The sequence below is a fragment of the Nioella sediminis genome (assembly GCF_001879695.1).
Taxonomy (GTDB): Bacteria; Pseudomonadota; Alphaproteobacteria; order Rhodobacterales; family Rhodobacteraceae; genus Nioella; species Nioella sediminis.
Genome location: NZ_MNBL01000030.1, coordinates 1 through 20,528, shown reverse-complemented (window position 1 = coordinate 20,528; position 20,528 = coordinate 1). Strand labels below are relative to the sequence as shown.

Here is a 20,528-nt window from a genome sequence, read left to right as displayed (position 1 = left end):
GCCACCAAACTGTCGCTGGCCCTACCGATCCTGTTCATGCGCGTAGCGCAGTTTGGCGATTTCTTCGTTCTTGGCGATCTTGTTTTGCAGGTCCAGCGCGTCTTCGACAAAGGTCAGGTGGATGTTCACCGCCTCTCGCGCGGCGTCGGGGTCGCGGGCCTGGATGGCGTCGTTGATGGCGCGGTGGTGTTCCAGCAGGATATCGCGGGTGTTGCGCTGTTTGAACATGACCTGACGGTTGTAGAACACGCCCTCTTTCAGCAGGTCGAACATAGACCGCATCATGTGCAGCATGATCACGTTATGGCTGGCCTCGATGATGGCGAGGTGGAACTGCGCATCCAATTCGGCCTCGTCGGACGGGTTCCGCTTGCTGTGGGCCTGTTCCATCTTATGAAAGATCGTGTCGATGACCTTGAGATCGGTATCGGTGCCCGCCTCGGCGGCGCGGGCGGCGGCGACACCCTCCAGGTCGCGGCGGAAGCCGATATAGTCCAGAACCGCCTGATCATGGGACGCGAACAGGCGGATCAGGGCGGGGGAGAAGGCGCTGCCCAGAACATCGGCCACATAGATGCCAGCCCCGGCACGGGTCGCCAGCAGGCCACGGTCCTGCAATTCGGCAATCGCCTCGCGCAGACTGGGGCGCGACACGCCGAGCCGTTCCGACAGTTCCCGCTCGGATGGCAGGCGTTCACCGGGGCGCAGGATACCCCGCAGGATCAGCTGCTCGATCTGGCGAACAACGGATTGCGACAGCTTCTCTGCGTCGATGCGCTGGAATGGCATGGTGGACCTCCCTCTGATTGGTCAGGTTAAATGACCAGATCGAGGGAAGTCCAGAAAAAGCGTCTGCTTAGCTGGTCGGGCGGATGATGATCTCGACCCGGCGGTTCTGCTGACGGCCCTCGGGTGTCAGGTTCGTCGCCACCGGCTCGTTCTCGCCCCGGCCAAAGCTGCGCACGCGGGCCGGATCGACGCCCTGTTCCAGAAGCACCCCGGCCACGGCGCTGGCGCGGCGGGCCGAAAGATCCTGGTTGTATTCGGCGGACCCGGTGTTGTCGGTATGGCCGATCACGTCCACGGTCGAGGCGGGGTATTGCTGCAGGTTGCGGGCCATGGCGCGCAGATCAGCCTGAAGGCCCGCCCGGATCGCGGCGCTGTCGGTGTCAAAGAGGATACCATCGGGCATGGTGACCATCAGGTGATCGCCCCGGTTGTCGATGACGATGTTCTCATTGGCCATCGAGGCGCGCAGATCGGCGGCCTGCTGATCCAGCGAATAGCCGATTGCCCCGCCGAGAGCCGCCCCCGCCGCAGCGCCGAGCACGGCATTGCGGCCCCGGTTGTCATCATCCGCCGCCGCCCCGAGAAAGGCCCCCAGCATCCCGCCGATGATGGCCCCGTCACGGGTGCGGTTCTGGTTCGGGTCCTGAAGATAGGCCGGTTCACAGGCGGCAAGGCCGATGGCCGATATCAGGCTGATCGAAAGAATACGGAAGGGGGTGTTCATTGTGCTGCCTTTCCCAATAGTCCTGGACCCGGTCTGATGCGGGGTTTCGCCGGACTATAGCAGCGGATTTCCGCTCCGGTAGCGATAAACTGCGGTCAGGCGGAAACCCGCGCAGGTGGGGCCGCTCCCGCGTGACGTGAACTGCAGGCCAGATGGCAGCAATCGCGGGTTGTTTTTCGCTGTGGTGGCCCTAGCGTGGATTACAACGAACGGGGGACCATCATGACCGATTTTCTGCTTCTGGCCTTTATCTTCCTGATTGCCGGTGTCGTCGCCGTTCCCATTGCGTCGCGGCTCGGGCTTGGGTCGGTTCTGGGCTACCTGATCGCGGGGATCGCCATCAGCCCGGTTCTGGCGCTGCTGCATGTGGATGTGATCTCGATCCAGCATTTCGCGGAGTTCGGCGTGGTGATGATGCTTTTCCTAGTAGGGCTGGAACTGGAGCCGAAAAACCTGTGGTCCATGCGCGCGCAGCTTCTGGGGCTTGGTGGCGGACAGGTCGGGCTGACAGTGGCGGCAGTGATGGCCGTGGCATTGGCCTTCGGGCAGCCCTGGACGGTGGCGCTGGCAATCGGGCTGGTCTTCGCGCTGTCCTCCACCGCGATTGTCCTGCAAACCCTGAACGAAAAAGGGCTGATGCGGTCCGATGGCGGACAATCCTCTTTCGCGGTGTTGCTGACGCAGGATATCGCGGTCATCCCGATGCTGGCCTTCATCCCGCTTCTGGCGATGCCGGAACTGGTCGAGGCGCTGAGCCATGGCGCCGAACACGGGGCAGAGGACGGCCACGGGCCGGGCCTCAGCCTTGTTGACGGGCTGTCCGGCTGGCAAACGGCGCTGGTGACGCTTGGGGCCATCGGGGCCGTGGTGGCGGGGGGCAATTACCTGACCACGCCGATTTTCCGCTTCATCTCGGTCGCCAATCTGCGAGAGCTGTTCACGGCAACTGCCCTGATGATGGTGATCGGCATCGCGCTTCTGATGTCGCTGGTCGGGTTGTCGCCCGCGCTTGGCACCTTCCTTGCGGGCGTTGTTCTGGCCAATTCGCCTTACCGGCACGAGCTGGAAAGCGATATCGACCCGTTCCGGGGCCTGTTGCTTGGCCTCTTTTTCATGACCGTGGGCGCAGGGATCAACTTCGCGCTGCTGGCGGAGAATCTCGGCACCACGATTGCCCTGACGCTTGGCCTGATGGCGTTGAAAGTCGCGGTGCTGCTGGTTCTGGCCTATCTCTTCAAGCTGCGGGGCGCGGACAAATGGCTCTTCGCCCTCGGGCTGGCGCAGGCGGGGGAGTTTGGCTTTGTCCTGCTGTCCTTCACCGTGGCCAATGCGGTCATTCCCGGACCGTTGGCCGAACAGTTGCTGCTGGTCGTGGCGCTGTCGATGCTGCTGACCCCGGCGCTTTTCATCCTTTACGACAAGGTGATCCGTCCCCGTTTTACCCATGAAGCCGAACGGGACGCGGACGAGATGCCCGAAGGCTCCAATGTCATCATCGCGGGCGCGGGCCGGATCGGCGGGCTTGTGGACCGGATCGCGCGGGCGGCGGGCTATCAGACGACGGTGATCGATTATTCGTCCCGCAGGCTCGACATCATGGCCCGCTTCGGCGCGCGGATTTTCTATGGCGATGCGACCCGGCCCGACCTGCTGCACGCGGCGGGGATTGCAGAGGCCAGGGTGCTGGTGGTGGCCATTGACGACCGCGAAGGGATCACCCAGATCGTGCACCACGTCACCTCGACCTATCCCAATGTCCACGTGATCGCGCGGGCGACCGACCGCGACCATGTCTATGACCTCTGGCAGCATGGCTGCCGCGATATCATCCGCGAAACCTATGACAGCAGCCTGCGCATGGGCCGCTCGATGATCGAGGCATTCGGGACAGACCGCGCGCGGTCCGAGGCGATGATTGCGGCGTTCAATGCCCAGGATCGGGAGGCGATGATCCGCGTGGCGGATGTGCACCGGCTGGACGTGCCTCCGCATGAAAACGAGGAATATATCGCGCGGGTGGCCGAATTCCGGGAGGAATTCGAAGAGGCGCTGAAGGCTGAAATGGCCCGGATCAGAGAGGGCGGGTAGCACAAGGGGGTTTCGTGTTGAGAAATTCGCGCTATGGTTGTGTTCGGGAGGGTGCCATATGCTCAACTTCGACACAGAGACAGCCAAGGTGCTCGAAACTGCCTATCAGGGGGCTGATGTCACCAGACGCCGAAGGGCCATCTTCGACGATCTCGCGCCGGTTGGCGGGGATCAGGTGCTCGATCTGGGCTGTGGAAATGGGCTGCTGACGCAGGAACTGGCGCGGGCCGTCGGCCCGGAGGGGCATGTGACGGGTCTGGACCCGAGCGAAGACATGCGCGCCCTGGCGCTCAGCCGCTGTTCCGATCACCAGAACATCACGATCCGGGATGGCGCAGCGGAAAGCCTGCCCTTTGAGGACGCAAGCTTTGACAAGGCTGTGTCCCTTCAGGTTTTCGAGTATCTAAGCGATCTTCCGGGCGTGTCGGCCGAGCTGTTCCGCGTACTTCGGCCGGGCGGGCGGTTGGTCGTGGGCGATGCGCATTGGGACATGCTGGCGTGGTTCAGTGACCAGCCCGAGAGAATGGCCCGTATGCAGCAGATCTGGGACCGGCACCTGGTGGATCGGATCGTTCCGGCGCGGCTGCCCGCCATCCTGACCGATGTGGGTTACAGGGTGGAAACGGTGCGGCCCATCACCTTTGTGGATACCACTCTGCGCCCGGACGGGCTGGCGAACATGATGATCATCCTGATGACGACTTATGCGATCCAGACCGAGCCGGACGCCGAGGATATGGCACGGGCCTGGGCCGAGGAACAGCGCAGGCTGGCCGTCGAGGGGCGGTTCTTCTTTGCAATGACCTATTTCTCGATCGCCGCGCGCAAGCCCGACACCTAGGCGCTTTCGCGCGCGTCTTCCTCTGCCGCTTCCCAGGCCAGCATGGCGCGTTTCACCGGCAGGCCCCAGTGATAGCCGCCAAGCCCGCCCGATTTGCGCAAGGCCCGGTGGCAGGGGATAAGCCAGCTGATCGGGTTGCGCCCCACGGCGGTGCCCACGGCGCGCACGGCCTTGGGGTTGCCCACGGCGCCCGCGATCTCGGAATAGGTGGTGACATGGCCCGAAGGGATACGCAGCAGAGCCTCCCACACCTTGATCTGGAAGGGCGCGCCGATGAGGTAAAGCCGCGCCTCGCCCCCCGCCGCACCGAAGGCCGCATCGGCCCAGGGTTTCAGCGCCATCGGGTCTTCGGTGAACCGGGCGTTCGGCCAGCGGGACAGCATGTCCTCCATGGCGGCCTCGGGTCCCGTCTCGGCGGCAAAGGCGATGCCGCAGATGCCCTTTTCGGTGCCCATGATCAGGGCCGGGCCGAAGGGGCTTTCATACCATCCCCAGTAGATCTCCAGCCCCTCACCCCCACGGGCGTAATCGCCGGGGCTCATCGCCTCCCATGTCACGAACAGATCATGCAACCGGCCAGACCCGGACAGCCCGACCTCATCGGCGGTGGCCAGCGTGGTGAATCGGTCGCGCAGCAAGTGCCTTGCGTGGTCGAGCGTCAGGTATTGCTGATAGCGCTTGGGGCTGACGCCGACCCACCTGGAAAACACGCGTTGAAGATGGGCGGGGCTCATCCCGAGGCCCTTGGCCAGCTCCTCCAGCGAGGGGCCGGGACCGGGGGTCGCGTCAATCACGTCGAGCGCGCGGCGGATCACGTTGAAATGGTAGGCGCTGTCGTCGGGTGGGGTCATCTGGCTCGTCTCCTGTCCCCAAGATGTAATCCTCCAGCACAGACCCTGCGACCCGTTTCTTGCGCAATGCCCGTTGGGCATTTGGCCTGCATCGCCCCTGTGCTAGATTGCCCTTGCCTATTTCATCTGAACGAGACTTTGCACCATGGTTTTCAAACATCGCGTCCTGCTCGGGGCCTTCCTGCTGTCAACCTCCGCCGCCTCTGCCTGCGTGATCCCCTTGCCGGACTGTTCTCTGGAAGATGGCGGTATCGCCTTTCTCAACGGATACAATGCCGGGGCCGTCCATTTTACCGAGCAACGTGTCGTTGACGGGCAGACCGAAGCCAGATCTGTCCTTGTCGAATGCACCAGCCGCCAGGGGATCGCCATTGACGAACCCTATAGCTGGGAAGGCCCGTACTACGATGCCTATGACCGGATGATCGACGCATTGTATTCCGAACAGGCGGTCACGCTGCGCGACCTCGCCCGCGAGATCCGCGCGCTCGGGATCGAGGTGGACCGGATCACCCTGCCTGAAGGCCATTGCGGCTGTGACCTGCCCGATATACCGCCGCCGGAATACTCCTGTCCCGACTTCTGAGAATGATCAAAGACCAATTCCCTGCGCTGGCCATGGTGAGCATGCCATGCAAGGATTGCCTTCGATGCCCGGACGAGAGGGAGTTTGAATTTTGGCTCAGAACAAGAACTTCGACATCACCCCTGCGGCTGCCGCCGATTATCAGAACAAGGCCGTTCCGGCGATGTTCGAACCACTCGCACGCGCGACAATGGCGAAAATCGAATTGTCAGATGGGGCGCATGTGATCGACATCGCCTGTGGGACAGGTGTGGCTGCACGTATCATTGCCGAACACTTGCCGGGCGCGGGGCGGATCGTTGGAACGGATATCAGCGAGGCCATGGTCCAGGTGGCAAAGGAGTCTGAACCATCCGGCTCCCGCCATGAGTTTACCTGGTTCGCGGCCGATGTTGTGGATCTGCCCTGCGATCCGGAGTCCTTTGATATCGCTTTCGTTCAACAGGGTCTGCAATTCTTCCCCGACAAGCCTGCGGCCCTTGCTGAAGTCGCGCGCGTGTTGAAGCCGGGCGGGCTGCTCTACATCACCTGTTGGGCCGAGATATCGCCCTTCAACGGGTCAATCGCAGACGCGCTGGAGGCCGCCGGTGCGGCAGATGCGGCAGGGAAGGCGCGGGCCCCTTTTTCGTTCAGGGACGGAGATATGATTGCGGCCCTGCTGGACGAGGCGGGTTTCGTCGTGGAACGGCGGGACTCGGTCGAGCTTTATCGCCAGTTCGACAATCCCAAGGATCAGGTCATGTCGCTGCCAGCAGGTAAGGATATTACTGCCATGGGCGAGAAGCAGGCCGATATCGTTTTTTCTGATATTGAACGCCGCCTGTCCCCATACCTGAGCGATGAAGGATATGCAGTTCCGCAGAAAGCCCATCTGTTTGCGGCAAGGCGTCTCTGAGGGGCTTTACCCTTCTGATCATGGCGGGCATTAAGCGTTCATGGCCAAGCAACTGCCCTATCACACGATCCACGAGATCTTCACCCGGTTTCAGGCCGCCGAGCCGGAACCGAAGGGGGAGCTCAACCACACCAACGCTTACACGCTGGTTGTGGCGGTGGCGCTGTCGGCGCAGGCGACGGATGTGGGGGTGAACAAGGCCACCGCAAAGCTCTTCGAGATCGCGGACACGCCGCAAAAGATGCTGGATCTGGGCGAAGAGGGGCTGATCGAGCATATCAAGACCATCGGCCTTTACCGCAACAAGGCCAAGAACGTGATGAAGCTGAGCCGCATCCTGGTGGAGGAATATGGCGGTGTCGTCCCCTCCTCCCGCGCGGCTTTGGTCAGCCTGCCCGGCGTGGGGCGCAAGACCGCCAATGTGGTGCTGAACATGTGGTGGCGATATCCGGCGCAGGCTGTGGACACGCATATTTTCCGTGTCGGCAACCGGTCCGGCATCTGCCCGGGCAAGGACGTGGATGCGGTGGAACGCGCCATCGAGGACAATATTCCGGTGGAATTCCAGCAGCACGCCCATCACTGGCTGATCCTGCACGGCCGCTATAAATGCAAGGCGCGCAAACCCGGCTGCGCGACCTGCCTGATCAATGACCTTTGCGCCTACGAGGACAAAACCGAATGAGCAAAACCTACGACGTGGTCGGCATCGGCAACGCGATTGTCGATGTGATTTCCCACGGCACCGACGATTTTCTGGCCAATATGGGCATCACCAAGGGCATCATGCAGCTGATCGAACGGGAACGGGCGGAACTGCTCTATTCCGCGATGCGTGACCGGGTTCAGGCCCCCGGCGGATCGGTCGGCAATACGCTGGCGGGGATCGGCACGCTTGGGCTGGAAACGGCCTTCGTGGGCCGGGTCAAGAACGACCCGCTTGGCCAGTTCTATGCCGAACAGATGGTCGAGGAGGGCACCGCCTTCCCCAACCCGCCCACGGATGACGACCCGCTGCCCACCTCGCGCTCGATGATCTTCGTCAGTCCCGATGGTGAGCGGTCGATGAACACCTATCTGGGCGCGGGGGCGGAGTTTTCCTCTGACGATGTGGACCCCGAGGTGATGGAAAACACCCGTTACCTGTTCCTCGAGGGCTATCTTTTCGACAAGGACAAGGGCAAGACCGCCTTCCGCGCCGCGGCTGCCGCCTGCCGTCACGCAGGCGGGCAGGCCGGGCTGACCCTGTCGGACCCGTTCTGCGTGGACCGGCACCGGCAAAGCTTCCGCCAGCTGATCGAGGACGAGATGGATTTCGTGTTCGGGAACGAGGAAGAGTGGCTGTCGCTTTACGAAACCAAGGACCTTGCCACCGCCTTGCAGGAGGCCGCGATGGTCTGCCCGCTGGTGGTGTGCACCCGGTCGGGCCATCCCGTCGTGATCCGGGCCGATGATCAGGAAATCCACGTGCCGGTCACGGAAGTCACCCCGGTCGATGCCACCGGCGCGGGCGATCAGTTCGCCGCCGGGTTCATCTATGGGCTGGCCACCGGGCAGGACCTGAAGACCTGTGGTCAGATGGGCGTTGCCGCCGCCGCAGAGGTGATCGGCCATATCGGCCCCCGCCCCAAGCGCCCCCTCAAGGTCGTCTTCGCGGAACAGGGGCTGATCTGAGCCCGCTCAGGCGGGGCTGTCCACCACCTCGAAATCATGGGTAACCACTGCGGTCTTGGCCATCATGGCCGAGGCCGAGCAGTATTTCTCCACCGACAGCTGAATGGCTCGCTCGACCTTCACCGGGTTCACGCCACGTCCCTTGACGATAAAATGCATATGGATGCGGGTGAAGACGGCGGGCGTTCCTTCGGCCCGGTCGGCATCCAGTTCCACCACCACATCTTCGATCGGTTCACGCCCTTTTTCCAGGATCGAGACCACGTCATAGGCCGAACAGCCCCCCGTCCCGATCAGCACCAGTTCCATCGGGCTGGGGCCGGGGGTGGTGCCGTCCTCTTCCTTGGTGCCGAAGACGAAATTATGGCCGGTGCCGGACTTGCCGATGAAGGTCCGCTTCTCGGCCCATTTGACGCGCGCTTTCATGGGGATGCTCCTGTCTGCGTTTGGCGCGTCATACCGCAGCCGCCGGCCGGTGTCACAGGGTCAATCGCCCAGTTTTGCATGAACCTCGTCCAGGTCGATCTCACCCACGGGCATCTTGTTCCCTGGGTTCTCGAAATCGTATTTGAAGAGCTGGAAGTCCTTCTTGTAGATCTCGTAGACCAGATGCATCGACAGGTCGTCGAAATAGTCCTCGACCGGATGCGCGCGTTTGGGGCCGTGGCCTTCGGATTCGTTGAAGCGCGGGATCGTGGCCAGGTCGAGCGAATGCTTGGTCTCGATATTGTCCAGCACCTGCTGCATCCCGTCGTTGAAGCTTTCGGTCCAGAAGATCTTGTCGTAACGCCCGCCATTCACAATGAAGGTCGAGATATGACCCGACATGGCCGACCAGTGAATGTCCGGGTCCATCGGGCGGCGCCAGCGGATGGTGTCGCGGGCGAACAGAAGGAAGCGGCGGAAGCTGGCGATCTGGTCGAACTCCTGCTTGCCGTCATCGCCACCGACCTCGATCCCGTATTTCTGGATCAGAAGCGGTACGAGGTTGCCGCGATAGCGCTTGCCGTTCCTTTGAATGCCGCAGATCTTGTCGAAAAAGCTGCTGAGGATGCGGGTGTAGGGGTTGCGCACGCAGGTGAAGGCATAGGAGCTATGCCCGCGCACATTGGCCTCGATCACCGGTTGTGACGCGTCGAAGGCCCATTTGTGCATGCCATCCTTGGCATCGTGAATATCGCCATCAAAAAACTGACCGTTGTCCGAATAATACATGATCTGCCCGATAGTTGAGCAGGCACATTTCGGAACCACCCGATAGACGACGCTTTCGCTCTCTGTCATCCAGGTCCCAGGGAAACCCATACTGCCTTTCCTCCGACGGTTTTTTGCCCGAACCACGGATTGATCGGGCTTTTATGAAACTCTAGGCTGTCTTTACCTGCTATCAACTAGTAATGGCACAACAATAAGGAAAGTTTGAGGCGTCTGTTTCGCAAATGGCAAAAATTGCCTTCATTCTGTTGTGTCATAAAGACCCTGAGGCGATCATCCTGCAGGCGCGTCGTCTGACGGCGGCTGGCGACTGTATTTCCATCCATTTCGATGCCCGCGCCGGGGCTGACAGCTATGCCCGCATCCGCGAGGCGCTGGACCCGAACCCGTCGGTCACCTTCGCCAAACGCCGGGTCAAATGCGGGTGGGGGGAATGGTCGCTGGTGCAGGCGACGCTGAACGCGGTGCAGGCGGCGGTGGACGCGTTCCCGGACGCCAGTCATTTCTACATGCTGTCGGGGGACTGCAACTCGATCAAATCGGCGGCCTATGCCCATGAGTTCCTCGACCGCCACGACAAGGACTATATCGAAAGCTTCGATTTCTTCACATCGGGCTGGATCAAGACCGGGATGCGGGGCGAGCGGCTGATCTATCGCCATCTGGTCAATGAACGAAAGCACAAGCGCCTGTTCTACTGGCTGATGGAGATGCAGAAGCGGCTGCGGCTGGAACGGGCGATCCCCGACGATGTGCAGATCATGATCGGCAGCCAGTGGTGGTGTCTGCGCCGCGCGACGATCGAGAAAATCCTGCAATTCTGCAAGGACCGCCCCGATGTGATCCGCTTCTTCCGCACCACATGGATTCCGGATGAGACGTTTTTCCAGACCCTCGTAAACCATGTTGTCGCGGTGCGAGAGATCGAGACGCGCACGCTGACCTTCCTGATGTTCACCGATTACGGGATGCCGGTCACCTTCTATAACGACCATTTCGACCTACTGCTGAGCCAGGACTTCCTCTTCGCCCGCAAGATCAGCCCCGAATCGACCGAGTTGAAGGAACGTTTGGGGGAGCTTTGGGCCTCTGACCGGCGCGACTTCGCGATCTCGGACGAGGGCAAGAAGCTCTTTGAATTCCTGTCGGGTCGGGGCCGCATCGGCCGCCGCTTCGCGCCGCGCTTCTGGGAAAGCGAAAGCACGCTTGGGCAGGACCGCGAATTGCTGATGCTTGTCTGCAAGAAATGGCATGTGGCCAAGCGTCTTCTGACCGCTGCAAAACGGGTTACCCGCACCCGCGGGCTGGAATACATGTTCGATGAGGCAAGCTGCGAGATCCCGCATCTGGGCGGGCTGGAACGCACGCTGGACAAGCGCAACCGCCACCGGCGCGCGGTGATGAAGCTTCTGTTCGATTACTACGAGGTGGACCGGCTGATGATCTGCCTCGACCCCAACAATGTCGACCTGATGCGCGATTTCATGTCAGACAAGTCGAACAACCGGATTCTCGAAATCCAGTGCACCTTCGACGACGACTACCTGATCGGCCACGCGCATCGGGTCGGGCTGGCGCGCGAGGAAACCCCGCCAGAGGTGGTGGAACATCTGCTGCCGACGCTGCGCCATGAATTCGACTATGAAGGCGTGCGCATCCGCGAGGCGGGCTTCGGCAACCACTTCCGCATTCATCAGGATCGCAGCCCCGAGGAGAACGCCGCCGTTCTGGCGGAGTTCTTCAACCTCGACATGGACGCCGCCCGCGAAATCGCCAATACCCCCTATCTGTTTGACGACTGAGGAACACCCGCATGGCCTATGCCTATGACGACCAGAACATCTTCGCCAAAATCCTGCGCCGCGAGATCCCGAACAGCACCGTGATGGAAACCGAGCATACGCTCGCCTTCAACGACATCGCCCCGCAGACCCCGCATCACGTGCTGGTCATCCCCAAGGGTCCTTACGTGAACCACGACCATTTCGCGGCTGAGGCCACGGATGCCGAGATTGTCGATTTCACCCGCGTTGTCGGTGCGATCTGCGCGGGACTGGCCATCCAACCCGGCGAGGGCGGCGAGGGCTATCGCCTGATCTCCAACGCGGGCGAAACCGGCGTTCAGGAAGTGCCTCATTACCACATGCATATCCTCAGCGGCCGTCCCCTTGGCCGGATGGTGAAAAAGGCGGACTGACGCGGGGACTGTGATCGGCCTTGCCGGGGGCGGGCCGATTTGCCATATGTCGAACCGTTGCAAGCCCCCGTTTGTTGCGAAGGATCGCCAGCCATGACCATTGACGCCCCCGAAACCGAAGTTGTGACCAGCTGGCGCGTGGCCTGCGACGGCGGCGAAGGCGCTTTGGGTCACCCGCGCGTGTGGCTGTCGCTGGACCGTGACACCGGCGAGGTCGAATGCGGCTATTGCGACAAGAAGTTCATCCACGCCTCGGTCGCGGATAAACAGAACGGCTGATCCCCGCCGATCCGCCCGATTGCCCCAAGGTCATCCGCCTGCCCCGCATTGTCGGGAGGCGGAGCGGTGATATCCTTGGATTATGGCGATACACCCTGATCCCGTACCGATGCCCCATGCGTCCCGGATCTATACCCGGGCGGAACTGCTGAGCGATGCCATCGTCCACCTGGCGGCACTGATCCTTGCCATCGGCGCGGTTCCGGTGCTGATCACCCTCACGGCCATGTGGCAGACGGGGGCACCGGGGATCGTCGGCGTGTCGATCTATGGCACCACGCTGATTGCGATGCTGACCGCCTCGCTTCTTTACAATCACCTGCCGACACCCGACTGGCGCGATCTGCTGCGCCGGTTCGATCACGCCGCGATCTACCTGAAGATCGCCGGAACCTACACGCCCTTCGCCCTTCTGTCGGGCACCGGGACGGGCATTCTGGCGGTGATCTGGGCCGTGGCGCTTGTGGCGACTGTCGGCAATTTCCTGGTCCGCAAGTGGTCCACGGTGATCGGCGTCCTGATCTGCCTCGGCATGGGATGGGCGGTGGTGATCGGCGGGCGTGACCTGCTGGCGCTGATGTCGACCCCGGTCGTGGTGCTGATGGTGGTGGGCGGGTTGCTTTATTCGGCGGGCACGGCCTTCCTGCTGCTGTCGCGGATGCGCTTTCACAACACCATCTGGCACGGCTTCGTGGTGGCGGCCTCGACCGTCTTCTTCGTGGCCATCTTTATCCACGCCGCGCAGGTCGCCTGACCCTCGCCAAAGCCCGACCCCCGCGCTACACAGGGGGCCTGACCAACGCGAACAGGGACGGCACATGGCATTCGGTAAAGGGCATCATCTGCATCTGGTCGACGGCTCGGCCTTTATCTTCCGCGCCTATCACGCGCTGCCGCCGCTAACGCGCAAGTCCGACGGGTTGCCCATTGGGGCGGTGTCGGGGTTCTGCAACATGCTGTTCAAGCAGATCGAAGACAACAAGGGCCCCGATGCGCCCACCCATGTGGCGGTGATCTTCGATCATTCCGGCAAGACCTTCCGCAACGATCTGTACGACCAATACAAGGCCAACCGCCCGCCCGCACCCGAGGATCTGGTGCCGCAGTTTCCGCTGACGCGAGAGGCCACACGCGCCTTCAACATCGCCTGTATCGAGCAGGAGAATTACGAGGCCGACGATATCATCGCGACGCTGGCCCGGCAGGCGCGCGAAGCGGGCGGGCGCTGCACCATCATCAGCTCCGACAAGGACCTGATGCAGTTGGTCGGTGGCGGCGTCGAGATGCTCGACGCGATGAAGAACGGCCGCATCGACCGCGAGGGCGTGGAGGCCAAGTTCGGCGTCGGGCCGGAACGGGTGGTCGATGTGCAGTCGCTGGCGGGTGACAGCGTCGACAATGTGCCGGGTGCACCGGGGATCGGAATCAAGACCGCCGCGCTTCTGATCAACGAATATGGCGATCTGGAAACGCTTTTGGAGCGTGCGGCAGAGATCAAGCAGCCCAAGCGGCGGCAAACGCTCATCGACTTCGCAGACCAGATCCGCCTGTCCAAGCAATTGGTCACGCTGGATGATCAGGTGCCGATGGAAATCACGCTCGACGATCTGGAATTGCGCGACCCGGAGCCGGAAGTGCTGCTGGAATTCCTCGCCCAGATGGAGTTCCGCACCCTGACCAAACGGATCGCGACGCAACTGGGGATGGACGCGCCCGAGATCCCGGAACCTGCCGCGGTGGCCGCGTCTTCAGATGCGCCTGCACCCGAGGTGGTGCCCTTCGACGCCGACGCCTACGAATGCGTGCGCGACGCCACAACGCTCGCCGCCTGGATCGCCAAGGCCCATGCGCGCGGCTATGTGGCGGTGGACACGGAAACCACGAGCCTCGATGAGATGACCGCCGATCTGGTCGGCGTCTGCCTGTCGGTGGAGCCGGGGCAGGCCTGTTACGTGCCCTTGCAGCACAAAGAGGGCGAGGGCGATCTTTTCGGTGGCTCGGCGCTCGCCGAGGGGCAGATGGGGCTGGAGGACGCGCTGGCGCTTCTGAAGCCGATGCTGGAGGACCCGAGTGTCCTCAAGATCGGTCAGAACATGAAATACGACGCCAAGATCTTTGCCAATTACGGGATCACCGTCGGCCCGATCGACGACACGATGCTGATGTCCTACGCGATGCATGCGGGCCTGCACGGGCACGGGATGGACGCGCTGTCGGACCGCTATCTGGGCCATGAGCCCATTCCGATCAAGTCCCTTCTCGGAAGCGGAAAATCGGCGATCACTTTTGACATGGTGAAGATTGATGAGGCAGTGAAATACGCCGCCGAAGATGCCGACATCACGCTGCGTCTGTGGCAGGCGTTCAAGCCGCAGCTGCACCGGGAAAAGGTGACGACGGTCTATGAAACGCTCGAACGCCCGCTGGTGCCCGTACTGGCCCGGATGGAACGCCACGGCGTCAAGGTCGACCGCGATACGCTGTCCCGCATGTCGAACGCCTTCGCACAGAAAATGGCAGGTCTGGAGGCGGAAATCCATGAGCTTGCGGGGCGGTCCTTCAACGTGGGCAGCCCCAAGCAGTTGGGCGAGATCCTGTTTGACGAGATGGGGCTGGAAGGCGGCAAGAAGGGCAAGACCGGGGCCTATGCCACTGGCGCGGATGTGTTGGAGGACCTCGCCACCGAACATGATCTGCCTGCGCGGGTGCTGGATTGGCGGCAGCTTTCCAAGCTGAAATCGACCTATACGGATGCGTTGCAGGACCATATCAACCGCGACACGGGCCGGGTGCATACGAGCTATATCCAGTCGGGCGCGTCCACCGGGCGGTTGGCCTCGACCGACCCGAACCTGCAGAACATCCCGGTGAGGACCGAGGAAGGCCGCCGCATCCGGGAGGCCTTCGTGGCCGAACCCGGTAACGTGCTGGTCTCACTTGACTATTCCCAGATCGAGCTGCGTATTCTGGCCCATATCGCCGGGATCGACGCGCTGAAGGCCGCGTTCAAGCGCGGGGATGACATCCACGCGATGACCGCGTCCGAGATGTTCAACGTGCCGATGGAGGACATGACGCCGGAGATCCGCCGCCGCGCCAAGGCGATCAATTTCGGGGTGATCTACGGAATCTCGGGCTTTGGCCTGGCACGGAACCTGCGCATCCCGAGGGGCGAGGCGCAGGAGTTCATCAACACCTATTTCGAACGCTTCCCCGGCATCCGGGACTACATGGACGCGACGAAAGAGTTCGCGAAATCAAAGGGCTACGTGCAGACGCTCTTTGGCCGCAAGATCCACACGCCCGAGATCAATGCGAAAGGTCCGCGCGCCGGTTTCGCGCATCGCGCTGCGATCAACGCGCCCATTCAGGGCACCGCGGCCGATGTGATCCGGCGGGCGATGATCCGTATGGAAAGCGCGATCGAGGGGCTGCCCGCGAAGATGCTGCTGCAGGTGCATGACGAATTGATCTTCGAGGTCGAGGAAGGGTCTGCCGATGCCTTGGTCGCGCGGGCGCGCGAGGTGATGGAAGGCGCGGCGGAGCCTGCCGTGAAACTGGCCGTGCCGCTGGTCGTGGATGCGGGTCAGGGCGCGAACTGGGCCGAGGCGCATTGAGCGGAAAAGGGGGGGTGCCATGCGTACACCCCTTGTGCACCCGCCGTACACCCCCTGTGCATATGAAATGCGGTTTCGCCGCCTGCCGGCGTCGATCCGGGGGCGGCCCTCCTCAACCCCCGGCTGGCGCCGGAGGCCTCGTCGGGCCGCTTGGGGTTCCACCCCAAACCCCGAGGTATTTCCGCCAAGATGAAAAGGTCAGGCGGTGCCCATGATCTGGCCGATCCGGTGGCGCGTGGGTTGGAATTCCACGTTGCCATGGGTGAAGCTGCGATAGTCGCAGGTCAGTTCCTCGCCCGCCGCGATGTTGCGCGTGGCGATGCCCTTGTCGGGGTTGGTGAGGTCGACATTGGGCAGGTCGGCGTGGTTCATGAACCGGCCTTCGTCGCAGTCGAGCACGATGAAGTCCGGGTCGCGCGGATGGTCGTATGTGTAGCGTTCGAGGAACTCGCGGAAATGGCGCGGGACGCGGGCCAACTCCTCTTTTTCGTAGGACACGTCGAAGCGGCTGTCATAGAGCCAGACGAGCCCGCCTTTGCGAATGTCGGTCGCGGTGAAAACGCCGATTCCCTCGATGGAAGAGGGGCCGAGATAGCAGCGCACCATCATCATGCGCGTGATCCTGTCTATGGGTCCGGCCTGCCCTTGTCCGGTGGTTGCTGGGAGGGGGACGGGTCCCGCGCCGGGCAGGCAGCGCGGGGGCGATGCGAGCGCCTTTTTTGCGAGTCTGTCAAAGGGCATCTTGATTGCTACAGAAGATGTGATCGGCTTGGCGAACGGATCAGCCGTAGGCGATCTCTGTCCGGTGTTCGGGCCGGGTGGTCCAGTGCCAGTAGGTCTCGCGCGCTTTCGTGGCGACGGGGCCGGGTTTGCCATTGCCGAAGATGCGGGTGCCCACCCTGGTGATGGGCAGGATGCCGCCGCCCGAGGAGGTCAGGAAGACCTCGTCGGCACTATCGAGGCGGCTGGCGGGGATCGGTTCGATGCGGGTTTTCAGCCCCATTTCGGCGCAGATCTCCAGCGCGGTGCGGCGGCTGATGCCTTCCAGCACGCCGGTGTCGGGGGTGGTGACGGTGTTGCCCTCGACGAGGAAGATGTTGAAGCCGGGGCCCTCGGTCAGGTTGCCTTGGTGGTCGAGCAGGACGACGGTTTCATAGCCATTGTCCTTGGCCTCGAAGAGCCCTTGGGTGAAGTCGCCCCAGTGGTAATTCTTGGCGCGGGGGTTGACGCTGTCGGGCGGGATGCGGCGGGTGTGTTCGGCGATCCAGAGGCTGGCGCCCTCTTCGATGACCTCCGGTTTTATGACGTGGATATAGGGCACGCACCAGGCATAGAAATGGTTGGCGCAGTCGCGGGGGTCGCGGCTGCCGGGGATAATCGGCGTGCCGCGCGCGGTGACCATGGCGCAATAGGCGTCGGTGAGGCCCGAGGCGGCGACCATGTCATGGAGCGCCTGCGCCACCCGGGGCCGGGTCAGGCCGGGGTCCATATGCAAGGCCTGCATCGAGGACTCGAACCGGTCAAGATAGGCGTCGAGGCGGAAAAAGGCCCCCTGCACGACGGGCACAACGTCATAGGCCACGTCGGAATGGGTAAGGCCCCAGTCGGTGACGCCGATGCTGGCCTCTGCGATGGGGATGATGCGGCCCTTCATCCAGGCCGCGCCATGCTTGAGATCGGGAGTCATGCTGATCCTTTCCACTGGTTCGGTCAGGGGACAGGAGCGGGCCGGTGCCGTCAAGCGGGGAACGCTCTTGCAAGAGCGTTGGAAAATCCTTGCAAGGATTTTGGCCCGCCCTTGTCAGCCCGCGCGTGGGGCGGTTAGCTGGGCCGACGGTTTCAAGGGGACGGCATATGGCACATGGATATGAGAGCGGGCGGCTCAACCTGCCTTTCACGGGCATCGCGACCTTCGGAAAATACGACTATCAGCCGGACTGGGACAAGCTGGAGGCCGATGTGGCCGTTCTTGGCGCGCCGTTCGATTTCGGCACCCAGTGGCGGCCCGGTGCGCGGTTCGGTCCGCGGGCGATCCGCGAGGCCTCGACGCTGTTTTCCTTCGGCCATGCGGGCGCCTATGACCATGAGGACGGGGTGACTTACCTGGGCGCGGGCACGCGGATCGTGGACATGGGGGACGCGGATATCGTCCATACGGATACCGAAAAGAGCCACGCCAATATCGAAGCGGGCGTTCGGGCGATCCTTGCCAAGGGCGCTTTGCCGGTGGTTCTGGGGGGCGATCATTCGATCAATATCCCTTGTGTGCGGGCCTTTGATGGGCGGGGTCCCATCCACATCGTGCAGATCGACGCTCACTTGGATTTCGTCGATGAACGGCACGGGGTGCGCCATGGCCACGGCAACCCGATGCGCCGCGCGGCGGAGCAGGATCATGTCACCGGGCTGACGCAGTTGGGCATTCGCAATGTGTCGTCGACCGCGCGCGAAGGCTATGAGGATGCGGCGCGGATGGGGTCAGACATCCTGTCCGTCCGGCAGATGCGCGCGCTCGGGACCGAGGCGGTTCTGGCGCGCATCCCGGCGGACGTGGATATCTACCTGACCATCGACATCGACGGGTTCGACCCCTCGATCGCGCCCGGCACCGGCACGCCGAGCCACGGGGGGTTTCTCTATTACGAGGTGCTGGAACTGCTGGCGGCGCTGGCGAAGCGGCAGCGGATCGTGGGGGTAGACCTTGTGGAGGTCGCCCCGGCCTATGACCACACCGACACCACGGCGATCCTCGCGGCGCAGCTTCTGCTGAACCTCATTGGCCGCATTCTGCACGCGCGGGGGTGAACCGACGCGCGGTCAGGCTTGACCCGCGGGACAGGGCGGCGTCCCATGGGCGGAAGTGAATGGAGGGGAGCATGGCCCTGATCGAGATCGTGAATGCCACCGGTCCGGTGGCGGAACTGCGCCTCAACCGGCCCGAGAAGAAGAACGCCGTGACGATGGAGCTGCTGGAGGAGCTGGTGGCGGCCTGCGGCGCGCTGGCGAATGAGCCGGGGCTGCGCGCGGTGGTTCTGTCGGGCGCGGGGGGCGATTTCAGCGCAGGCATGGATACCTCCGTGCTGATGGGCTTCGCCGGGCAGCTTGATGCGATCAAGGCCGAGATGCTGGCGCCCGAGGGCGACGCCAATCGGTTTCAGGCCCCGGCCAAGGCGCTGGCCGATCTGCCGGTGCCGGTGATCGCGGCGATTGACGGGGTCTGTTTCGGGGCCGGAATCCAGCTGGCGCTGGCCGCCGATTTCCGCATCGCCGCGCCCGACGCGAAGCTGTCGATCATGGAGGGCAAATGGGGGCTGATCCCGGATATGGGGATTTCGCTGAGCCTTCCCCGCCTGATGCCCGCTGACCGGGCCAAGGCGCTGATCATGACAGCGCGGGTGATGAGCGGAAAGGAGGCGCTGGCCGAGGGGCTGGTGACGCGGCTGTCGGACGATCCCCTCGCGGCGGCGATGGGGTTCGCGCAGGAACTCGCCACGCGCTCGCCCGACGCGGTGCGGGCCAGCAAGGTGCTGGTCGATGCGTTGTGGTCGAACAGGACCGCCGAGGGGCTGCGGCTGGAGGCGGAATTGCAGGCGGCGCTGATGGGCGCGCCCAACCAGGTGGAGACAATCATGGCCCGGATGCAGGGGCGGGAGCCCGAATATAAATGATCGACCGTCGGTTCTTCGTAACGAGTGCGCTGGCCGGTCTGGCCCTTCCCCGGATGGGGTTGGCTCAGACCGCGCCGGGGAAGGTTCCACGCCCGGAGGTCGCGTTCCGGGTGCCGGAGATGAACCCGGCCGTGGCCGATCTGGTGGCGCAGGTGGATCCGGCACGGCTGCGCGCGGATGTGGACGCTCTGGCCGGTTTTGGCACAAGGTGGAGCGAGGGGCCGGGATACGGCGCGGTCGAGGACTGGATGGCGGCATCCTTCGCGGAGGCCGGGCCCGGCGGGGCAATCTCGCGCCAGCCCGTGACGCTGCCTGCCGGGATGGTGCGCAACAACGTGATCTGGGGCGATCCGCTGGACGGGCGTGAAGTGATCCTTCTCGGCGCGCATCTGGATACGACGTCGGAGAACCCCGCTGTCAGCGCACCGGGAGCCAATGACAACGGATCGGGCATCGCCGCAATGCTGGAAGCGCTGCGCATCCTGTCGGGGCAGGCATTCACGCGCCAGATCGTGGCCGTTGGCTTCACTGGCGAGGAACAGGGGCTGATCGGCTCGGCCCGCTGCGCCGCCGTGGCCACGCAACAGCGCTGGCCGGTGGAACTGATGGTTAATCTCGACATGCTGGGGTATCGCCCGTCCAACCCCGCCGCGCCCCTGTTCATCGAATACGATCAGGGCAACGCGACCCCCGCCAACAATGCGGCGGCGGGGGCTTACGGGCAGATGGCCGTGGCCCTGGCAGGGCAGCATACGAGCCTTGCGACGGCACAGACGGATATCTGGGACAGTGATTACATGCCCTTCGAGGCGGCGGGCGTCCCCTGTATCGGTCTATATGACGGCGGTGCCAGCGGCCCGCCCTATCACACCAGCGGCGACGTGCCGGAGCTGATGGACTTCGGCCGACTGGAACAGGCGACGCGACTTCTGGTGGCGATCATGGCAACCGCGGCGGAGCTTACCTAGCGGATTGATCCGGACGCCCGAGCCTGCTCAGAACACGAACTCATCCACGAACTGCCCCTCGACGTCCCATACCAGCGCGGCCTGGCCGATGGTCTGCCAGTTGGGGCCGCCGTCCATGTCATACATGCCGACAGTC

The 20,528-nt window shown here is 63.2% G+C and carries 21 protein-coding genes; 14 read left to right on the top strand and 7 right to left on the bottom strand.

Annotated elements, in window-relative coordinates:
* Positions 1–21: 21 nt before the first annotated feature.
* Together BKY26_RS03405 and BKY26_RS03400 are read right to left on the bottom strand one after the other, a co-directional pair.
* On the bottom strand, positions 22–789 hold the full coding sequence (locus tag BKY26_RS03405) for an FCD domain-containing protein (protein WP_071688997.1): 768 nt from the start codon (positions 787–789) through the stop codon (positions 22–24).
* A gap of 67 nt (positions 790–856) precedes the next feature.
* Positions 857–1,513: a YiaD family glycine zipper/OmpA-like lipoprotein gene (locus BKY26_RS03400; protein ID WP_071688996.1), complete on the bottom strand. Its 657-nt coding sequence runs from the start codon at positions 1,511–1,513 to the stop codon at positions 857–859.
* Positions 1,514–1,735: 222 nt separating this feature from the next.
* Between BKY26_RS03400 and BKY26_RS03395 the strand changes: the two genes are divergently transcribed.
* Together BKY26_RS03395 and BKY26_RS03390 are read left to right on the top strand one after the other, a co-directional pair.
* On the top strand, positions 1,736–3,601 hold the full coding sequence (locus BKY26_RS03395; RefSeq protein WP_071688995.1) for a cation:proton antiporter domain-containing protein: 1,866 nt from the start codon (positions 1,736–1,738) through the stop codon (positions 3,599–3,601).
* Between the two features lie 58 nt (positions 3,602–3,659).
* Positions 3,660–4,442 carry a methyltransferase domain-containing protein gene (locus tag BKY26_RS03390; protein ID WP_071688994.1) on the top strand — a complete coding sequence of 261 codons (783 nt, stop codon included), beginning with the start codon at positions 3,660–3,662 and terminating at the stop codon, positions 4,440–4,442.
* Here BKY26_RS03390 and BKY26_RS03385 read toward each other — a convergent pair.
* Complete coding sequence (locus BKY26_RS03385) at positions 4,439–5,293, bottom strand: bifunctional helix-turn-helix domain-containing protein/methylated-DNA--[protein]-cysteine S-methyltransferase (protein ID WP_071688993.1); 855 nt, start codon at positions 5,291–5,293, stop codon at positions 4,439–4,441. The genes BKY26_RS03390 and BKY26_RS03385 overlap by 4 nt on opposite strands.
* Before the next feature lie 145 nt (positions 5,294–5,438).
* On the opposite strand from BKY26_RS03385, the gene BKY26_RS03380 reads away from it, so the two are divergent.
* The 4 genes from BKY26_RS03380 (at position 5,439) to BKY26_RS03365 (ending at position 8,448) form a co-directional block, all read left to right on the top strand.
* Entirely contained in the window at positions 5,439–5,879 is a 441-nt protein-coding gene (locus BKY26_RS03380) for a hypothetical protein (protein ID WP_071688992.1), read from the top strand.
* A 163-nt stretch (positions 5,880–6,042) separates the two neighbouring features.
* Positions 6,043–6,774 carry a methyltransferase domain-containing protein gene (locus BKY26_RS03375; RefSeq protein WP_227434909.1) on the top strand — a complete coding sequence of 244 codons (732 nt, stop codon included), beginning with the start codon at positions 6,043–6,045 and terminating at the stop codon, positions 6,772–6,774.
* A gap of 40 nt (positions 6,775–6,814) precedes the next feature.
* Positions 6,815–7,459 (top strand): endonuclease III, encoded by a 645-nt coding sequence (gene nth / locus BKY26_RS03370; protein ID WP_071688990.1) that lies wholly within the window; start codon positions 6,815–6,817, stop codon positions 7,457–7,459.
* Positions 7,456–8,448, top strand: coding sequence for an adenosine kinase (locus tag BKY26_RS03365; protein ID WP_071688989.1), 993 nt, complete (start codon positions 7,456–7,458; stop codon positions 8,446–8,448). The genes nth and BKY26_RS03365 overlap by 4 nt, the downstream gene beginning before the upstream one ends.
* Positions 8,449–8,454: 6 nt before the next feature.
* Here BKY26_RS03365 and BKY26_RS03360 read toward each other — a convergent pair whose 3' ends face one another.
* On the bottom strand, positions 8,455–8,874 hold the full coding sequence (locus BKY26_RS03360) for an OsmC family protein (RefSeq protein ID WP_071688988.1): 420 nt from the start codon (positions 8,872–8,874) through the stop codon (positions 8,455–8,457).
* 60 nt (positions 8,875–8,934) lie between these two features.
* Positions 8,935–9,753, bottom strand: coding sequence for a sulfotransferase family protein (locus tag BKY26_RS03355; protein ID WP_071688987.1), 819 nt, complete (start codon positions 9,751–9,753; stop codon positions 8,935–8,937).
* 134 nt (positions 9,754–9,887) lie between these two features.
* Between BKY26_RS03355 and BKY26_RS03350 the strand changes: the two genes are divergently transcribed.
* From BKY26_RS03350 to polA, 5 genes are all read left to right on the top strand, one after another.
* Positions 9,888–11,465 carry a DUF5928 domain-containing protein gene (locus tag BKY26_RS03350; protein ID WP_071688986.1) on the top strand — a complete coding sequence of 526 codons (1,578 nt, stop codon included), beginning with the start codon at positions 9,888–9,890 and terminating at the stop codon, positions 11,463–11,465.
* A gap of 11 nt (positions 11,466–11,476) precedes the next feature.
* Complete coding sequence (locus BKY26_RS03345) at positions 11,477–11,860, top strand: HIT domain-containing protein (RefSeq protein ID WP_071688985.1); 384 nt, start codon at positions 11,477–11,479, stop codon at positions 11,858–11,860.
* A 93-nt stretch (positions 11,861–11,953) separates the two neighbouring features.
* The gene (locus BKY26_RS03340; RefSeq protein WP_071688984.1) at positions 11,954–12,139 is read left to right on the top strand and encodes a zinc-finger domain-containing protein; all 186 of its coding nucleotides are present in this window, start codon (positions 11,954–11,956) and stop codon (positions 12,137–12,139) included.
* A 109-nt stretch (positions 12,140–12,248) separates the two neighbouring features.
* Complete coding sequence (gene trhA, locus BKY26_RS03335) at positions 12,249–12,893, top strand: PAQR family membrane homeostasis protein TrhA (RefSeq protein WP_071688983.1); 645 nt, start codon at positions 12,249–12,251, stop codon at positions 12,891–12,893.
* Positions 12,894–12,957: 64 nt separating this feature from the next.
* Positions 12,958–15,756 carry a DNA polymerase I gene (gene polA / locus BKY26_RS03330; protein WP_071688982.1) on the top strand — a complete coding sequence of 933 codons (2,799 nt, stop codon included), beginning with the start codon at positions 12,958–12,960 and terminating at the stop codon, positions 15,754–15,756.
* Between the two features lie 198 nt (positions 15,757–15,954).
* On the opposite strand, the gene BKY26_RS20150 is transcribed toward polA, so the two are convergent.
* Together BKY26_RS20150 and BKY26_RS03320 are read right to left on the bottom strand one after the other, a co-directional pair.
* The gene (locus tag BKY26_RS20150; RefSeq protein ID WP_071688981.1) at positions 15,955–16,368 is read right to left on the bottom strand and encodes an SET domain-containing protein; all 414 of its coding nucleotides are present in this window, start codon (positions 16,366–16,368) and stop codon (positions 15,955–15,957) included.
* A 169-nt stretch (positions 16,369–16,537) separates the two neighbouring features.
* Positions 16,538–17,443 (bottom strand): aminotransferase class IV, encoded by a 906-nt coding sequence (locus tag BKY26_RS03320; RefSeq protein ID WP_071688980.1) that lies wholly within the window; start codon positions 17,441–17,443, stop codon positions 16,538–16,540.
* A gap of 167 nt (positions 17,444–17,610) precedes the next feature.
* On the opposite strand from BKY26_RS03320, the gene speB reads away from it, so the two are divergent.
* From speB to BKY26_RS03305, 3 genes are all read left to right on the top strand, one after another.
* Positions 17,611–18,561 (top strand): agmatinase, encoded by a 951-nt coding sequence (gene speB, locus BKY26_RS03315; RefSeq protein WP_071688979.1) that lies wholly within the window; start codon positions 17,611–17,613, stop codon positions 18,559–18,561.
* Positions 18,562–18,632: 71 nt separating this feature from the next.
* Positions 18,633–19,424 (top strand): crotonase/enoyl-CoA hydratase family protein, encoded by a 792-nt coding sequence (locus BKY26_RS03310; protein WP_083431303.1) that lies wholly within the window; start codon positions 18,633–18,635, stop codon positions 19,422–19,424.
* On the top strand, positions 19,421–20,392 hold the full coding sequence (locus BKY26_RS03305) for a M20/M25/M40 family metallo-hydrolase (RefSeq protein ID WP_071688977.1): 972 nt from the start codon (positions 19,421–19,423) through the stop codon (positions 20,390–20,392). Before BKY26_RS03310 ends, BKY26_RS03305 begins: the two co-directional genes overlap by 4 nt.
* The last annotated feature ends 136 nt before the right edge of the window (positions 20,393–20,528 follow it).

Excerpts from the sequence above, each read along its gene's own strand:
- BKY26_RS20150 (WP_071688981.1), bottom strand. The coding sequence starts at position 16,368 with ATGATGATGGTGCGCTGCTATCTCGGCCCCTCTTCCATCGAGGGAATC.
- BKY26_RS03375 (WP_227434909.1), top strand. The coding sequence starts at position 6,043 with ATGTTCGAACCACTCGCACGCGCGACAATGGCGAAAATCGAATTGTCA.
- BKY26_RS03310 (WP_083431303.1), top strand. The coding sequence starts at position 18,633 with ATGGCCCTGATCGAGATCGTGAATGCCACCGGTCCGGTGGCGGAACTG.
- polA (WP_071688982.1), top strand. The coding sequence starts at position 12,958 with ATGGCATTCGGTAAAGGGCATCATCTGCATCTGGTCGACGGCTCGGCC.
- BKY26_RS03390 (WP_071688994.1), top strand. The coding sequence starts at position 3,660 with ATGCTCAACTTCGACACAGAGACAGCCAAGGTGCTCGAAACTGCCTAT.
- BKY26_RS03345 (WP_071688985.1), top strand. The coding sequence starts at position 11,477 with ATGGCCTATGCCTATGACGACCAGAACATCTTCGCCAAAATCCTGCGC.
- BKY26_RS03365 (WP_071688989.1), top strand. The coding sequence starts at position 7,456 with ATGAGCAAAACCTACGACGTGGTCGGCATCGGCAACGCGATTGTCGAT.
- trhA (WP_071688983.1), top strand. The coding sequence starts at position 12,249 with ATGCCCCATGCGTCCCGGATCTATACCCGGGCGGAACTGCTGAGCGAT.
- BKY26_RS03380 (WP_071688992.1), top strand. The coding sequence starts at position 5,439 with ATGGTTTTCAAACATCGCGTCCTGCTCGGGGCCTTCCTGCTGTCAACC.
- BKY26_RS03340 (WP_071688984.1), top strand. The coding sequence starts at position 11,954 with ATGACCATTGACGCCCCCGAAACCGAAGTTGTGACCAGCTGGCGCGTG.
- BKY26_RS03360 (WP_071688988.1), bottom strand. The coding sequence starts at position 8,874 with ATGAAAGCGCGCGTCAAATGGGCCGAGAAGCGGACCTTCATCGGCAAG.
- speB (WP_071688979.1), top strand. The coding sequence starts at position 17,611 with ATGGCACATGGATATGAGAGCGGGCGGCTCAACCTGCCTTTCACGGGC.
- BKY26_RS03405 (WP_071688997.1), bottom strand. The coding sequence starts at position 789 with ATGCCATTCCAGCGCATCGACGCAGAGAAGCTGTCGCAATCCGTTGTT.
- BKY26_RS03400 (WP_071688996.1), bottom strand. The coding sequence starts at position 1,513 with ATGAACACCCCCTTCCGTATTCTTTCGATCAGCCTGATATCGGCCATC.
- nth (WP_071688990.1), top strand. The coding sequence starts at position 6,815 with ATGGCCAAGCAACTGCCCTATCACACGATCCACGAGATCTTCACCCGG.
- BKY26_RS03350 (WP_071688986.1), top strand. The coding sequence starts at position 9,888 with ATGGCAAAAATTGCCTTCATTCTGTTGTGTCATAAAGACCCTGAGGCG.
- BKY26_RS03320 (WP_071688980.1), bottom strand. The coding sequence starts at position 17,443 with ATGACTCCCGATCTCAAGCATGGCGCGGCCTGGATGAAGGGCCGCATC.
- BKY26_RS03355 (WP_071688987.1), bottom strand. The coding sequence starts at position 9,753 with ATGGGTTTCCCTGGGACCTGGATGACAGAGAGCGAAAGCGTCGTCTAT.
- BKY26_RS03305 (WP_071688977.1), top strand. The coding sequence starts at position 19,421 with ATGATCGACCGTCGGTTCTTCGTAACGAGTGCGCTGGCCGGTCTGGCC.
- BKY26_RS03385 (WP_071688993.1), bottom strand. The coding sequence starts at position 5,293 with ATGACCCCACCCGACGACAGCGCCTACCATTTCAACGTGATCCGCCGC.
- BKY26_RS03395 (WP_071688995.1), top strand. The coding sequence starts at position 1,736 with ATGACCGATTTTCTGCTTCTGGCCTTTATCTTCCTGATTGCCGGTGTC.